Genomic DNA, 13646 nt, shown 5'->3' with positions numbered 1-13646 from the left:
TTGGCTTAGGGCTTGTGTCACGGCCCGGCGGGCGGCATTAAGGCGCGGATGGCAATGCAACTCGATTACCATACGATCCGCGAGATCTTTACGCGTTTTCAGAACGCCGACCCCGAACCCAAGGGCGAGCTGGAACATGTGAACGTCTATACTTTGGTCGTCGCCGTAGCGCTTTCGGCGCAGGCGACCGATACGGGCGTCAACAAGGCCACGCGCGAACTGTTCAAGATCGCCGACACGCCGCAAAAGATGCTGGATCTGGGCGAAGAGGGGCTGATCGAACACATCAAAACCATCGGCCTGTTCCGCCAGAAGGCCAAGAACGTGATCAAGCTGAGCCGCATTCTGGTCGACGACTACGGCGGCGAAGTGCCCAATTCCCGTGCCGCGCTGCAATCGCTGCCCGGGGTGGGCCGCAAGACCGCCAATGTTGTGCTGAACATGTGGTGGCGGCAACCGGCGCAGGCGGTCGACACCCATATCTTCCGCGTCGGCAACCGCACCGGCATCTGTCCCGGAAAGGACGTGGACGCGGTCGAGCGGGCCATCGAAGACAACATCCCTGCCGACTTTCAACTGCATGCACATCACTGGCTGATCCTGCATGGCCGGTACCATTGCAAGGCGCGCAAGCCGCAATGCCCCACCTGCATCATCCGTGATCTCTGCAAATTCGAGGACAAAACCATATGAAGACCTACCAACTGACCGGCATCGGGAATGCCGTCGTGGACGTGATTTCCCAGGCCGATGACAGTTTTCTGGAACTGATGGGCATCGAAAAGGGCATCATGCAACTGATCGAGCAGGAGCGGGGCGAGCTGCTTTACGCCTCGATGGAAAGCCGGGTGCAGACGCCGGGTGGCTCGGTCGCGAACACGATTGCGGGCGCAGGTGCGCTGGGGCTGGATGCGGCCTTTATCGGACGCGTGCATGACGACGCCCTGGGCCGATTCTATGCGGACGCGATGAACGAGGACGGGGTGGATTTCGTCAACCCGCCGGTGCCGGGCGGAGAGCTGCCGACCTCACGCTCGATGATCTTTGTCTCGCCCGATGGTGAGCGGTCGATGAATACCTATCTGGGGATTTCGTCGGAATTGTCGTCCGAAGATGTGTCCGGCGATGTGGCGGGCAGCAGCCAGCTCATGTTCCTTGAGGGTTATCTGTTCGATAAGGAAAAGGGCAAAGCCGCGTTCCTTGAGGCTGCGCGTACCTGTCGCAAGGGCGGTGGCAAGGCCGGGATCGCCATTTCCGATCCGTTCTGCGTGGAACGGCACCGGGTCGATTTCCTTCTGCTGATCGAGAACGAGCTGGATTTCGTCATCGGCAATGAGGCCGAGATCAAGTCGCTGTTCGAAACCGATGATCTGGAAGTTGCCTTGGTGAAAACCGCCGAGATTTGCCCTTTGATCGTCTGTACCCGCTCGGGCGACGGCGTGACTGTTCTGCACGACGGTCAACGCATTGACGTGCCCGTTGAAAAGGTGGTGCCAGTGGATGCCACCGGCGCAGGCGACCAGTTCGCTGCCGGGTTCCTCTACGGCATGGCCACGGGCCGCGATTACGAGACCTGTGCCAAGATCGGCAATGTCTGCGCCCGTGAGGTGATCAGCCATATCGGGCCGAGACCGGAAGCGAATATGCAGGAGTTGTTGCGGGAAGAAGGGCTGCTCTGAGTCGGGACCGCGGCGGCCTGCGGCCTTGATTCCGCGCGGCTATGAACCACCAGCAGCGTCGTTCAGGGCCCAGTTATATTCATAAGCGTTCACACGCCGGGCGTCTTGCAATCTCGCGCGCAATTCCGGTTCTACCGCCGTTTCAAGATAGGCAATCACCGCTTTCTCGTTCGGTCCGAAATCCTCGCGAAACCAAATATAGATCTTGGACAGGATCAGCCGCCCGCGCGCATCATACCGCACCCCGCGCCGGTCGTTGACATAGGCGCGCTCGGCGGTGGCCAAATCTCGCTCCAGCGTTTCGGCCTGCCACGCCCGGCCCATCAGATTGGGGCATCCCACGGCCGCACAGTTCAGCGCATAGTGGATGCGCGGCTCGTCAAAGCCGGGCCGGATGATGCGATGCTCGATATCATTCAGCGTCAGACGTCGCCCGGCAACCTGCGCCAGAGGCCGGTCCCAAGGGCCAAAGGAAAACGCGCCATCTGTGATGTCCCGGATCGAAGCGACGGGGTAGTTTTCAAGGATCAGATCAACGGTCAGCGCATTGTACAGATTGATCCAATAGGCCAGTTGCTGATCCCGGGTCAGCGCGCCGGGGTCCACCGATTGCAGATCGCTCAGATAATCCTCCAACCGGGCTCGATCTGCCCGTGAGACCTGCCCATAGGCCACACGGTTCACGCCTTGCGCATCTGTGGTGACATATCGGGACAGAAAGGCGCTCCAGTCCCGATGATCGACATGGTCTCCGGGCGGCGGGGCGGATCGGGTCAGCGCGGTATCCGGCAAGGGTGCCGCCGAGGGCAAGGCCAGACGCTCGACGCTGGCGCAGGCAGCCAGCAGCGGCAGCAGCAAGAGGACTAAGAAGGCTCTCATGAGATTTCTTTCCGGCGTGACCGTGCCGCCCGCAACTGACCTTTGAGCTTTTTCAGCGGTGCCAGTTCCGGATCGTGCAGGTCGGGCAGATCGGGGGTGTCGGTCAGATCGCGAGAGGCCGAATTCCACCAAAGCGGCCCGTCATCTGCCTCGACTCGGTCCGGCGCGGCGAGATGCAGATCGCGCTGAGCGTTGTGGACACACATGGACAGCGGGCCGTTGGCCGTGGCGACCATGAACACGCAGGAGGCGCAGCGATCCTCCTCCAATGCATCAGCCGCCATGAAGTTATGGACGAACACCGCCTGCCGCCGCACCGGCCCCCGCAGCAAACCGGTGCCAAGCCGCAGCGTACAGCCCACCAAATGCGCGGCGACGCGCAGCGCCAGCAGCGGGTGGCGCAGCGCCAGACGTCGCACGCTGTCGTGAATGTCCAGATGCCCGTCCTTCGATCGGTCCTGTTGTTCCAGCGCCTCAATCACGCGATGGACAAGCTTGCGGTTCGACAGGATCGACCAGGCCTTGCCGCCCGCCGCGATCACGCTGGCATAGCGGTTGCAGCGGGAATGTCCCACGGCGGCGGTATCGAAATGCAGCGAGGTTTCATACCCCTGCTCCACCGCGCGCATGACACTGTGCTGCGTGATCATGTCGGGCCGTTCGCGCAGCACCCCGCGCCCGGTATCGGCCTGCATCTGGAAGGAAACGAACGCAACTTCAGGCTGGTCGCGCAGGAACCGCGCAAGCGCGGGCAATTCGGCAAAATTGCCCTCGAACACGGTGGTGTTGAACAGGACGCGCAGCCCCAGCCCCTCGGCCCGACGGATATAGGCACTGCGGACGGTGTTCAGTTCAACTTCGGTCCCGAACCCGCGACGCTCCTGCGTCAGGTCGACGTGAAAGGCCACGTCGTCCAGCCCGGCGGCGGCCAGTCGTGTCAGTTTGGCCCGGCTGGCGCGAATTCCGTTGGTCATCAGGCACGAGCGCATGCCCAGACGCCTGATCTCGCGGCACAGCGCTTCAAGGTCTTCGATCTTGCGCAGCGTCGGATCGCCTCCCGTCAGCTGGACCGAGACACCGGGGCCATAGTGGCTGCGGATCGTCGCCAGCCGCGCGAACAGGACCGAGAGCGGGGGATCATAGGTCATCTCGGCCCGGTCCGACAGATAACAGAGCGAACAATCCAGATTGCAGCGCTGCGTTACCTCAAGCGCGACGCAGGCAATCGGATAGAACCGGCCCGCCGTCTGGTCGGGGCCGTATTCACCAGCGGACCAGAGCCCGTCTCGCAGCGGCGCGCGGCGGTCAGCCCCATGAAATCGGCGACCTGCCGGGGCTGTACCGTTGGCGTTTGAAATTTGGTGATTTGCGCTGTCTTTCATCCTCAGAGGCTAGGGAGGCATGTGGCCCAGCGCCATGCCACTCACGGCAAGTTGTCAGGTCATGAGGTTGAGGTGATCGAAGGGAGCAGGTCAAAGTTTTGCCTCAAAATGACACTACTCAGACCTGATTGAGTTTATGGATTGAGGTGCGCATGATCAGACGTGTCGCAGTGCTGATTGATGGAGACAACGTTAGCCCAACCCATCAGGCCGAAATTCTACGAATTGGCCAAAACGCTGGGCAGATCGATATCGGGCGCGTCTATATGAACGCCCAGAAATGTTCGGGTTGGCATGAAGCATCTGCCTTTCGGCTTGTTCATAGCGGTACAGGTAAGAACGCGACTGACATTCTGCTGGCGATCGATGCAATCGAACTCGCGTTGCGCAACACCATCGACGTCATCGTTATCGGCAGTTCAGATGGTGATTTTTCTCATCTCCACTGTCGCTTACGTGAGTTGGGGCTGGTGGCACTAGGCGTCGGTGAAAATAAAACGCCACTATCGGTGCGTGCGAAATGTACTGAGTTCATCGAGCTAGGCGGTAGGCAGAAAGCTCCAACTGATCACAGTGTCACTCAACTAGATCAGGACATAAAGGACGTGATTGCTGCGAGTAGCCAAAACGGACAAGGCATTCTGATTGCCGACCTGAATGTGCGCATGAGAAAGCATCATGACATCAAGATCAGTACCCGCCCGGAAAAAACCTGGCGGGGATATCTGGCCAAGCGCGTAGGGTTATACGATTTGGATCCGAAGGGTCCAGATGCGCATGTTCGCTTCAAACCAGAGGGGTTTTTGCGTTGAAGCTTTGAAGCAGCTGGGCGCTCAGCGCAGATGTTCGGCAAAGGCGGCAACCACCTGTTCATAGACCGCACGCTTGAACGGCACGATTTCGGCGGTCAGGCGCGCGGGGTCCTGCCATTTCCAATGGGTGAACTCGGGGTGATCGGTTGCGATATTGATCTGGTCGTCCCGGCCGGTGAAGCGCATCAGGTACCATTTCTGCTCTTGCCCGCGGAAGCGGCCTTTCCAGATTTTCGGCACGATGTCGTGGGGCAGATCATAGGGCAGCCAGCCGTCGGTTTCGGCGATGATCTCGACCAGATCGGCGGTCACGCCGGTTTCCTCCCACAGCTCGCGCAGGGCGGCATCGCGCGGGTCCTCGCCCTTGTCCACACCGCCCTGAGGCATCTGCCAGGCGTCCTTGTGGCGGTCATTGCGCTGACCGACAAAAATCTTGCCCTCGGCATTCATCAGCATCAGCCCCACGCAAGGGCGATAGGGCAGTCTGGCGATCTGGTCAGGGGTCATGCGCGGCCTCGTCAACAAGCTTTGCAGCGTCTCTAGCAAGTGGCGCGCCGAAGGCAAAGGGAATGACGTTAGGTTTCGCGTGACAAAGGTGACGCGAAGGTCAATCTAACCCGCAAATTCGGGAGGGAGAGTTCGCCATGACTGCGTACCCAAACATGCTGGCGCCGCTGGATCTGGGATTTACCACGCTGAAGAACCGCGTGTTGATGGGGTCGATGCATACCGGGCTGGAAGAGACTGGCGACTGGAACCGGGTGGCCGAGTTCTATGCCGACCGCGCGCGCGGCGGCGTGGCGCTGATGGTGACGGGCGGGATTGGTCCGAACCTTGAAGGCTCGGTCCTGCCAGGGGCCTCGATGATGACGAATGATACCGAGGTCGCGAACCATTCCATCGTAACACAGCGCGTGCATGAGGCCGGTGGCAAGATCGCGATGCAGATCCTGCATGCGGGGCGCTATGCCTACGGGCCGAAATGCGTGGCGCCCAGCCCGGTGAAATCCCCGATCTCTCCGTTCCCGCCACATGAGCTGGACGAGGACGGGATCGAGAAACAGATCAGCGATATTGTGAATGCAGCCGTGCTGGCCCAGAAGGCGGGCTATGACGGGGTCGAGATCATGGGGTCCGAAGGGTATTTCCTGAACCAGTTTCTGGTGACCCATACCAACAAGCGCACCGACCGCTGGGGCGGGTCCTACGAAAACCGGATGCGCCTGCCCATCGAAGTGGTGCGCCGCACGCGCGAGGCCGTCGGCACCGATTTCATCATCATCTACCGCCTGTCGATGATCGATCTGGTGCCCAACGGCTCGACCCATGAGGAAGTGGTGGAGCTGGCGCAGAGGATCGAACAGGCCGGGGCGACGATCATCAACACGGGTATCGGCTGGCACGAGGCGCGGATACCGACCATCGCCACCAGCGTGCCGCGCGCGGCCTTTGCCTGGGTGACGAAAAAGCTGATGGGCAAGGTTTCGATCCCGGTGATCACCTCGAACCGGATCAACACACCGGAGGTGGCCGAAGAGGTTCTGTCCTCGGGGTGCGCCGATATGGTTTCGCTGGCGCGACCGATGCTGGCGGATGCGGATTTCGTCAGCAAGGCGATTGCGGGCGAGGCCGCCAAGATCGCGCCCTGCATCGCCTGCAATCAGGCCTGTCTGGATCATACATTCAGCGGCAAGCTGACCTCGTGTCTGGTGAACCCACGCGCTTGTCACGAGACGGAACTGGTGATCGGTGAGGCTGAGAATCGCAAGACTGTTGCCATTGTCGGTGCCGGCCCTGCGGGCCTGTCCACCGCGATGACAGCGGCCCAGCGCGGGCACGATGTCACCCTGTTTGACCGCGCATCCGAGATCGGCGGTCAGTTGAACATGGCCAAGCAGGTGCCGGGGAAAGAGGAGTTCTGGGGCCTCGTCGACTGGTACCGCACCATGATGGACGATCTGGGCGTCAAGGTTGAGCTGAACCGCGAGGTCAGCGCCGACGATCTGACCGGCTTTGACGAGGTGGTCATCGCCACTGGCGTTACCCCGCGCGATCCGCAGATTCCGGGGCAGGACCGGGGCAATGTCCTCAGCTATATCGACGTGCTGCGCGGCGAGGCCGAAGTCGGCAAATCCGTCGCCGTGATCGGCGCGGGCGGGATCGGCTTTGACGTGTCCGAGTTCCTGCTTGAGGACGGGCATAGCCTCACCACCGACCTGCCCGCCTGGATGAAGGAATGGGGCGTGAGTGATCCGGAACAGCACCGTGCGGGCCTTGCGCCCGAAGGACCACAACCCGCCGCCCCTGCCCGTCAGGTCACGTTGTTGCAGCGCAAGGCGCAACGGCATGGCAAAGGGCTGGGCAAGACGACCGGGTGGATTCACCGGGCCACGCTGAAGATGAAGGACGTCAATTTCGTGGGCGGCGTGAACTACGAACGCATCGACGAAGACGGCCTGCATGTCAGCTTTGGCGAGGCCTGCGAAGATCCGACCGTAATCCCGGCAGAGACAATCGTGCTGTGCGCGGGACAGGTCTCGGACCGGTCGCTGGCTGATGAGCTTGGCGACCGCGGCATCGCCTGTCACGTCATCGGCGGCGCGGATGTGGCCGCCGAACTGGATGCGAAACGCGCAATCAATCAGGGCACCCGGCTGGCGGCGACCTTCTGAGCCAACGGGTCCATTTTACTTGCGACAGAAAGCTGCGCCGAAAGGCGTGGCTTTTTTTGTGGCGCTTGACTTTTTGGTAAACAGGTACATATGTACCTCATGGATACGAAAATTGAACGCACGCAAACGGGAATCCGCATCGAAAAGCGGCTGCTGAAAGTTCTGAAGGGGCTGGCCGAGTCGCTGGATATGACAGTTGGCGATCTGATCGAAGGCATCGTCCTGTACAGTTTTGAGAACAAGCCACCCTTTTCCGCAGACACGCTGGAAAAGATCAAACAGCTCAAAACCGTCTACGATTTCGACTGGACAGCCGAGAACAGCCACAAATTCAAGGAGCAGGACGAATGAGCAAACCGATCCAATGCGCCGACATCACCCGCGCTTTTGAAGCACACGCGATCGACAACGCCACATTCGGACATGCCGAACATGTTCGGGTGGCCTTCGACCTGTTGCGCAAGTATGATTTTATCGATGCTGCGGCGATCTATGCCAAAGGGATCAGGGCCCTTGCCGCAAAAGCCGGTGCGCCGGACAAATTCAACCTGACCATCACTTACGCCTTCATGAGCCTGATCGCCGAGCGCATGGCGCACTCAGCAGACTGCAGTTTTGACGATTTTGTTGCAGCCCACCCGGATCTGATGTCCAAATCCGTGTTGAGCAGCTGGTATTCCAGCGACCGGCTGAATTCGGCGCTCGCCCGCGGCGTGTTCCTGTTGCCAGCCGCCGCCTGAGGCAGGCAGGACCGCCGCGAAATCTACTCGACGGTGATGGTGATCACATCGGACACAATCGGGGTTGCGTGCGGTACATGGCCTGCGTCCCCCAGCACCAGTTGCAGCGTGTGTTCGCCCGGCGCAAGGTCCAGTGTTACTTCGGTCTGGCCGCCGCCGAAATGCATGTGGTTGTCATCAGCGGGCAGGCCATAGGCCAGCTCATCCGCACCATCTTCGCCCTGCCCCAGCGACGGGCGGTTGATCAGCAGGTGGTGATGGCCGGTGTTTTCTTTCTCGATCCCGGCGGGCGCAACGCCCATGCCGTTGAGACCAAACACAATCTTAACGGGTGATTGCACCGTGTCCCCGTCAGACAGGTTGACGAAATAGACCGTTGCGTCGGGGTTCGAGGGCGTCTCTCCGCCGGCCCAGGCGAGCGTTGCGCTCAGACACAGGGCGGTGGCTGTGAAAAGGACTTTCATAATCTCCTCCTTGGTCACAAAAATGCCATTCTCAACATAGCACGATTAAGAAAAGGACCAAAAACCGGGGATTTGCGCTGAATCATATGGCGCGCTGCCCGGCACGCCCGGCGTTTCCCAGTCGCAAACGATCCGAATCAAAACCCCGATATTATCCCATGTCTGCCCAGTTCTCGCCCAGATTGATCGCGATAAAGAGACAACGAACGGAAGACCTGGGGAACGAGAATGGATCGACTGACCGAAATGGAGGCCTTTTCCAACGTGGTGGACCAAGGGGGTTTCACTGACGCGGCCAAGAAAATGGGCATCTCCAAATCGGCCGTGTCCAAACATGTGTCGAGCCTTGAGGCGCGGCTGGGTGCAAGGCTGCTGAACCGCACCACACGCCGCGTATCACCGACCGAGATTGGGCTGGCCTATTACGATCGCGCCCGTCGCGTTCTGAATGACGCGGGAGAGGCCGACGCGCTGGTAACCTCGATGCAATCGGCACCCTCTGGTTTGCTGCGGATCAGTGTGGCCACCGATTTCGGCGTCAATCACCTGTCGCCGGTCCTGTCGGAATTCCTGTCTGCGTTTCCCGAAATTACGGTGAACATGGTGCTGAACAACCGCTATGTCGAATTGATTTCCGAAGGGTTCGACGTCGCCGTGCGGATCGGAGAGCTGGAGGACAGCACCCTGCGCGCCCGCAAGCTGACCGAGACGGTCAAACGTCTGGTCGCATCGCCGAAATACATCGAACAGTTCGGACGCCCGCAAAAGATCGACGATCTGAACGAACACAAGCTGCTGCATTATTCCAGCCAGTCTTCGGGCAGTGTTTGGAAACTGACCGCGCCGTCGGGTGAAAAGCGTCAGGTGCGCACTGCCGGATGGCTGAGCGTGAATGACGGGCAGTCGCTGCTGAACGCCGCCATATCGGGGTTGGGGATCGCGCATCTGCCCAGCTATCTGTACGCTGACGCGCTGAAATCGGGTGAGGTGGTCGACGCCATGCCGTCGCTGCCCGACGAGGTTCAGGGCGTCTATGCGGTTTACCCGCCGGGTCGGTTCACCCAGCCCAAGGTGCGGGCCTTCATTGATTTTCTTGTCGAGTCTTACGCCGAAAAAGGCCCGATGGATTGGTAGAATTCTCCCTGAAGTACCTCGGTGGCCCGTGCTGAAAGGCACGGGTCTTTTTTTTGGCACATCACCTCTGATCAGAGTTGCCGATTTCATTTAATGAAATCGGTCCGGAAACTTTCAAAGTTTCCGGCGCGTCGTCTCAGTTGATCAGCAGCACCGCTTCAACCCGGCGATTGATATCGCGACCCTCGGGTGTTGCGTTTGACGTGATAGGCGCGAGATAGCCTGCGCCCTCTGCCTCTATGCGGTCAGGGGCGATACCATGCGCTTCGATCAGGCGCGCTCGGACTGCCTCGGCCCGTTTCATACTGACAGTAATATTGGCCTGTAAGGCGCCGGTGTCGTCTGTGTGCCCGACCAGCGCCAGACGCATCTGCGGATTGTCGGTCAGATAGCCCGCCAGCAAGGTCAGCGAGGCAAAGGGCCCCTCGCCCAGCACCACCTCGCCGGTACGGAAATGCAGATCGTCCAGAATCACGTGCCCGTTCTGGTTCAGTTCGCTCAAAAGACCCGCCGCGCCATCAACCGTTTCTTCAATCACCAGCGGTGGAGCCGGCTGGGATCCGACCGGCGAGACGCGGATCATCTGCACATAGCCTTCAGGCTCGTTGCGGCTGACCAGCAAGCTCAGCGCATCCTCACCCTTGGTGGCAGCGAGAAAGCGGTAATCGTGGATCGCCACATACATGTCGGGCGTCGGCACCACCTCGGTGCCAAAACGAAAATCGAAGCCGCCGCAGCTGCGGGCCTCGCATTCGAAAGCGATGTCATAGCCCTGTGCCTGCAACTGATCCCGCAGAGGCGCAAGAATCTGCAGCGTGGTACTGGAGCCGGTCTGCAAGCGCCAGGTCAGGCGTTCGACCCGGCCCTCGACCGTGCGAGACGGCACCGCGCCGTTGGCAAACACGCTGGTCGGCAGATCATAGCTGCCAAGCGCACTGACCCGTTCGCTGACCTGACGGGCGCTGGGCGGCAGGATCAGGTCTTGTGCCAGCGCGGGGCAAGCCAACAGAATGAAGCTGAGAGAGAGGCGCAGGATCATCGGAACTGGGCGTGGTATTCTGGGTTCGGGACCATCGCGGTGGCGCTGGCCACGCGGTTGGTCATGTTGAAAAAGCCGGTGACATTGGCAATGTCCCAGATATCGCGGTCGCTAAAGCCAGCATCACGCAGGCGCTGGCGGTCTGCGTCTTCGACCGTTGCACTGGCATGGGTCATCTGGGCGGCGAAATCCAGCATCGCGCGCTGACGGTCATCCAGCGGCGCGACGCGGTAGTTCATCACCAGCATCTCGCCCAGTTGCGGGTCGCCTGAAAGCTGCCGCACCGCTGCGCCATGCGCCACGAGGCAATAGAAACATTTGTTGATCGAAGAGACGACCACGGCGATCATCTCACGCTCCAGCTTGGACAGCCCGCTTTCGGCCAGCATCAGATCGTTATACATCGCCGTGAACGCGTTCAGCTTGTCGATATCGAAGGCATAGGCGCGCAGCACGTTGGGCACCATGCCCAGCTTTTCGACACAGATATCGAAGTATTTCTGCGTCTCTGGCGGCAGCGGGTCCAGCTGAGGCAGATTCAGGGCGGTGGGCTGATCCTGTGTGGTCACGTCGCTCTCCTCATACGCGTTGCCGGTAGTGGTATTCTCCGGCGATCTCCATCCCCAGCGCGCGGTAGAGCGCGTTGGCCCCTTCATTCGCTTTGGTGCAGATCACGCTAAGGGTCTCAGCGCCATTGTCCAGCGCCCAGAAAGCCGCGGCGCGCATGGCCCATGCACCCATGCCGTGGCGGCGATGTTCGGGCAGGATTTCCAGCGCGTGCACCATGGCGATGCCATCATGAATGGCAACGAAACCGGTACCCGCGGGCTGATCGCTGCGGCGTATCAACAGGCCCGTTTTCGATCCTTGCGCCCGGTGCATGACGGCCAGCCGTTCCGGCCCGATGCCGCCCTGCGCCCAGATTTCGCGCATGATCGCCAGCGGTTCCCAGATGTTGAACACGGTCACGCGTGGGACCGGAATATCGGTCAGATTCGCAACAGGACAGGTGTAGATATTGACCGGATCGAGAATGTCGTAGCCACGCGCGGCAAGCTGCGCGTCCAGCACCTCATCCCCCGGCCACAGGCAAAAGATCCATTTCTGGCCCATGGTCTGCATCGCGGCCTCGACGGCGTCGATATCTGCGTCCGTCACCGCGCCGATCCGGCTGGCGGCAGACACGCGCGACCCACCGCCCTGTCCCTGACGCAGCCGAAAAGGCCCCAGCGTCTCATAGCCCGCGGCGGGCCATGTGGCGTCGACAATCGCGGACCAGTTGGCGCTCAAAGCTCAAGCTCTTTCGCGAGGCGGGTGATGGCGGCGTCGATGCGGCTGCCTTCAGTGCCGCGGATCACCACATTGGCGCCAAAGACACCGTTGATCTGAAACGGATAGCAGCCGATGGACAGATCGTCGAAATCCTCCGCCAGCAGCCCCAGTGTTGCGGCGATATCGCCCTCGCCCCGATCCACCCGCAGGGTTTGTGACAAAAGCGGGCTGCCGCCGGTGAGCGATGGCAAAACACTTGCAACCATCGCCTGAAAAACCAGCGGCACACCGGCCATGACATGCACGTTCCCAAGCGTGAAGCCCGGCGCAGTCGAAACCGGATTGTCGATCAGTTCCGCCCCGTCCGGGATGCGCGCCATGCGCAGGCGGGCGTCGTTCAGTTCCAGCCCCGATTTGTCGTAATGCGCCTCAAGCAGGGCGCGGGCGTCGGCGCGGACATCGATATGCGCCCCGAAGGCGCGGGCGATGCAATCGGCGGTGATATCGTCATGGGTCGGGCCAATGCCGCCGCTGGTGAACACGGTGTCATGGGCCTCGGACAGGGCCTTGACGGCGGTCTCGATCGCCGGGGCATCATCGCTGACGATACGGACCTCTTTCAGGTCGATGCCCTGCTTTGCTAGCTCTCCGGCCAGGTAATGCATGTTGGCATCGCGGGTGCGGCCCGAGAGGATCTCATCCCCGATCACCAGCATTGCGGCGGTTGGATTGGCCATGGCACGCCCTCCCTCTTGATCGGCCCTTAGGGCAGGTATAGGCCCTAGGCCATGCGATTTGAAACCCCCCTTGTCCCCGCCCGCCTAATCCGCCGCTACAAACGCTTTCTGGCCGATTGCCTGCTAGAGGACGGGCGCGAGGTCACCGCCCATTGCGCCAATCCCGGCTCGATGATGGGTCTGGCGGAACCGGGCGAGAAAATCTGGCTGGAACCCAACGACGATCCGAAGAAAAAGCTGAAATTCGGTTGGCGACTGGTGGATCACGAGAACGGGCATTTCACTGGCGTCGATACCTCGGTCCCGAACCGGGCGCTGCGGATCGCGCTGGAGGCGCGCGAGATCCCCGAACTGGCGGCCTATGAAACCGTAACACCAGAGGTCAGATATGGCGAGAACAGCCGCATCGATTTCCTGCTCACCCAACCCGGCCTGCCCGATGCCTATGTCGAGGTCAAAAGCGTCACCCTGTCGCGCCAGCCCGGTCTGGCCGAGTTTCCCGACAGCGTCACCGCGCGCGGCACCAAACATCTGGGCGAACTGGCGGCGATGGCGGCGCAGGGGCACCGGGCGGTGATGCTGTATCTCGTTCAACGCACCGATTGCGACCGGTTTGCGCTGGCGACCGATATCGACCCGGCCTATGCGGCAACATATGAAGCCGCCGAAGAAATCGAGCGCCTGATCATCGGAACCCGTATTACGCCCGAAGGGGTCTGGGTTGATCCCACGCTAAGCTGGCAGAGCGACTAATAACTGACGCTCTGGCTCTTTCCTCAAATTCCTGCAGGATGCCGCGAAATAAACAGTGCCCACTGCAACAAATGATTGCCGGA

Annotated in this window: 16 protein-coding genes; 8 read left to right on the top strand and 8 right to left on the bottom strand. The window is 60.8% G+C overall.

Features of this window, described 5'->3' with window-relative positions; translation table 11 throughout:
• Positions 1-48: 48 nt before the first annotated feature.
• Together nth and ACR3E4_RS10010 are read left to right on the top strand one after the other, a co-directional pair.
• Positions 49-693 (top strand): endonuclease III, encoded by a 645-nt coding sequence (nth, locus tag ACR3E4_RS10015; protein ID WP_480535798.1) that lies wholly within the window; start codon positions 49-51, stop codon positions 691-693.
• Complete coding sequence (locus ACR3E4_RS10010) at positions 690-1679, top strand: adenosine kinase (RefSeq protein WP_480535796.1); 990 nt, start codon at positions 690-692, stop codon at positions 1677-1679. The genes nth and ACR3E4_RS10010 overlap by 4 nt, the downstream gene beginning before the upstream one ends.
• A 39-nt stretch (positions 1680-1718) precedes the next feature.
• Here ACR3E4_RS10010 and ACR3E4_RS10005 read toward each other — a convergent pair whose 3' ends face one another.
• Together ACR3E4_RS10005 and ACR3E4_RS10000 are read right to left on the bottom strand one after the other, a co-directional pair.
• The gene (locus ACR3E4_RS10005) at positions 1719-2558 is read right to left on the bottom strand and encodes a DUF547 domain-containing protein (protein WP_480535795.1); all 840 of its coding nucleotides are present in this window, start codon (positions 2556-2558) and stop codon (positions 1719-1721) included.
• Entirely contained in the window at positions 2555-3940 is a 1386-nt protein-coding gene (locus ACR3E4_RS10000; protein WP_480535793.1) for a radical SAM protein, read from the bottom strand. The genes ACR3E4_RS10005 and ACR3E4_RS10000 overlap by 4 nt, the downstream gene beginning before the upstream one ends.
• 152 nt (positions 3941-4092) lie before the next feature.
• Here ACR3E4_RS10000 and ACR3E4_RS09995 point away from each other — a divergent pair, with 152 nt between their 5' ends.
• On the top strand, positions 4093-4752 hold the full coding sequence (locus ACR3E4_RS09995) for an NYN domain-containing protein (protein ID WP_480535792.1): 660 nt from the start codon (positions 4093-4095) through the stop codon (positions 4750-4752).
• A 21-nt stretch (positions 4753-4773) separates the two neighbouring features.
• Here ACR3E4_RS09995 and ACR3E4_RS09990 read toward each other — a convergent pair whose 3' ends face one another.
• A complete protein-coding gene (locus ACR3E4_RS09990) occupies positions 4774-5259 on the bottom strand; it encodes an RNA pyrophosphohydrolase (RefSeq protein ID WP_480535791.1) in 486 nt (161 codons plus the stop codon).
• 137 nt (positions 5260-5396) lie between these two features.
• Between ACR3E4_RS09990 and ACR3E4_RS09985 the strand changes: the two genes are divergently transcribed.
• The 3 genes from ACR3E4_RS09985 to ACR3E4_RS09975 all read left to right on the top strand — a co-directional run bounded on the left by ACR3E4_RS09985 (position 5397) and on the right by ACR3E4_RS09975 (position 8164).
• Positions 5397-7424, top strand: a complete 2028-nt coding sequence (locus ACR3E4_RS09985; protein ID WP_480535789.1) for an FAD-dependent oxidoreductase — start codon at positions 5397-5399, stop codon at positions 7422-7424.
• Positions 7425-7523: 99 nt separating this feature from the next.
• A complete protein-coding gene (locus ACR3E4_RS09980; protein WP_480535787.1) occupies positions 7524-7775 on the top strand; it encodes a hypothetical protein in 252 nt (83 codons plus the stop codon).
• On the top strand, positions 7772-8164 hold the full coding sequence (locus tag ACR3E4_RS09975) for a hypothetical protein (RefSeq protein WP_480535786.1): 393 nt from the start codon (positions 7772-7774) through the stop codon (positions 8162-8164). Before ACR3E4_RS09980 ends, ACR3E4_RS09975 begins: the two co-directional genes overlap by 4 nt.
• Before the next feature lie 23 nt (positions 8165-8187).
• On the opposite strand, the gene ACR3E4_RS09970 is transcribed toward ACR3E4_RS09975, so the two are convergent.
• On the bottom strand, positions 8188-8628 hold the full coding sequence (locus ACR3E4_RS09970; RefSeq protein WP_480535784.1) for a DUF4399 domain-containing protein: 441 nt from the start codon (positions 8626-8628) through the stop codon (positions 8188-8190).
• Positions 8629-8856: 228 nt separating this feature from the next.
• Here ACR3E4_RS09970 and ACR3E4_RS09965 point away from each other — a divergent pair, with 228 nt between their 5' ends.
• Positions 8857-9762 (top strand): LysR family transcriptional regulator, encoded by a 906-nt coding sequence (locus ACR3E4_RS09965; protein WP_480535783.1) that lies wholly within the window; start codon positions 8857-8859, stop codon positions 9760-9762.
• Between the two features lie 136 nt (positions 9763-9898).
• Here ACR3E4_RS09965 and ACR3E4_RS09960 read toward each other — a convergent pair whose 3' ends face one another.
• The 4 genes from ACR3E4_RS09960 to ACR3E4_RS09945 are packed head-to-tail and all read right to left on the bottom strand — an operon-like array spanning position 9899 to position 12810.
• Entirely contained in the window at positions 9899-10801 is a 903-nt protein-coding gene (locus ACR3E4_RS09960) for an OmpA family protein (protein WP_480535782.1), read from the bottom strand.
• On the bottom strand, positions 10798-11370 hold the full coding sequence (locus ACR3E4_RS09955) for a peroxidase-related enzyme (protein ID WP_480535781.1): 573 nt from the start codon (positions 11368-11370) through the stop codon (positions 10798-10800). The genes ACR3E4_RS09960 and ACR3E4_RS09955 overlap by 4 nt, the downstream gene beginning before the upstream one ends.
• Positions 11371-11380: 10 nt before the next feature.
• Positions 11381-12091, bottom strand: coding sequence for a GNAT family N-acetyltransferase (locus ACR3E4_RS09950; protein ID WP_480535779.1), 711 nt, complete (start codon positions 12089-12091; stop codon positions 11381-11383).
• Entirely contained in the window at positions 12088-12810 is a 723-nt protein-coding gene (locus ACR3E4_RS09945) for a competence/damage-inducible protein A (RefSeq protein WP_480535778.1), read from the bottom strand. The genes ACR3E4_RS09950 and ACR3E4_RS09945 overlap by 4 nt, the downstream gene beginning before the upstream one ends.
• A gap of 51 nt (positions 12811-12861) precedes the next feature.
• On the opposite strand from ACR3E4_RS09945, the gene sfsA reads away from it, so the two are divergent.
• Positions 12862-13563, top strand: coding sequence for a DNA/RNA nuclease SfsA (sfsA, locus tag ACR3E4_RS09940; RefSeq protein WP_480535776.1), 702 nt, complete (start codon positions 12862-12864; stop codon positions 13561-13563).
• Positions 13564-13646 lie beyond the last annotated feature (83 nt).

This window comes from Ruegeria sp. AP11 (assembly GCF_056535865.1).
This window is presented reverse-complemented; position numbering and strand designations above follow the sequence as displayed.

Excerpts from the sequence above, each read along its gene's own strand:
- ACR3E4_RS09980 (WP_480535787.1), top strand. The coding sequence starts at position 7,524 with ATGGATACGAAAATTGAACGCACGCAAACGGGAATCCGCATCGAAAAG.
- ACR3E4_RS10005 (WP_480535795.1), bottom strand. The coding sequence starts at position 2,558 with ATGAGAGCCTTCTTAGTCCTCTTGCTGCTGCCGCTGCTGGCTGCCTGC.
- ACR3E4_RS09960 (WP_480535782.1), bottom strand. The coding sequence starts at position 10,801 with ATGATCCTGCGCCTCTCTCTCAGCTTCATTCTGTTGGCTTGCCCCGCG.
- ACR3E4_RS09965 (WP_480535783.1), top strand. The coding sequence starts at position 8,857 with ATGGATCGACTGACCGAAATGGAGGCCTTTTCCAACGTGGTGGACCAA.
- ACR3E4_RS09985 (WP_480535789.1), top strand. The coding sequence starts at position 5,397 with ATGACTGCGTACCCAAACATGCTGGCGCCGCTGGATCTGGGATTTACC.
- ACR3E4_RS09975 (WP_480535786.1), top strand. The coding sequence starts at position 7,772 with ATGAGCAAACCGATCCAATGCGCCGACATCACCCGCGCTTTTGAAGCA.
- ACR3E4_RS09995 (WP_480535792.1), top strand. The coding sequence starts at position 4,093 with ATGATCAGACGTGTCGCAGTGCTGATTGATGGAGACAACGTTAGCCCA.
- nth (WP_480535798.1), top strand. The coding sequence starts at position 49 with ATGGCAATGCAACTCGATTACCATACGATCCGCGAGATCTTTACGCGT.
- ACR3E4_RS09990 (WP_480535791.1), bottom strand. The coding sequence starts at position 5,259 with ATGACCCCTGACCAGATCGCCAGACTGCCCTATCGCCCTTGCGTGGGG.
- ACR3E4_RS10010 (WP_480535796.1), top strand. The coding sequence starts at position 690 with ATGAAGACCTACCAACTGACCGGCATCGGGAATGCCGTCGTGGACGTG.
- sfsA (WP_480535776.1), top strand. The coding sequence starts at position 12,862 with ATGCGATTTGAAACCCCCCTTGTCCCCGCCCGCCTAATCCGCCGCTAC.
- ACR3E4_RS09970 (WP_480535784.1), bottom strand. The coding sequence starts at position 8,628 with ATGAAAGTCCTTTTCACAGCCACCGCCCTGTGTCTGAGCGCAACGCTC.
- ACR3E4_RS09945 (WP_480535778.1), bottom strand. The coding sequence starts at position 12,810 with ATGGCCAATCCAACCGCCGCAATGCTGGTGATCGGGGATGAGATCCTC.
- ACR3E4_RS10000 (WP_480535793.1), bottom strand. The coding sequence starts at position 3,940 with ATGAAAGACAGCGCAAATCACCAAATTTCAAACGCCAACGGTACAGCC.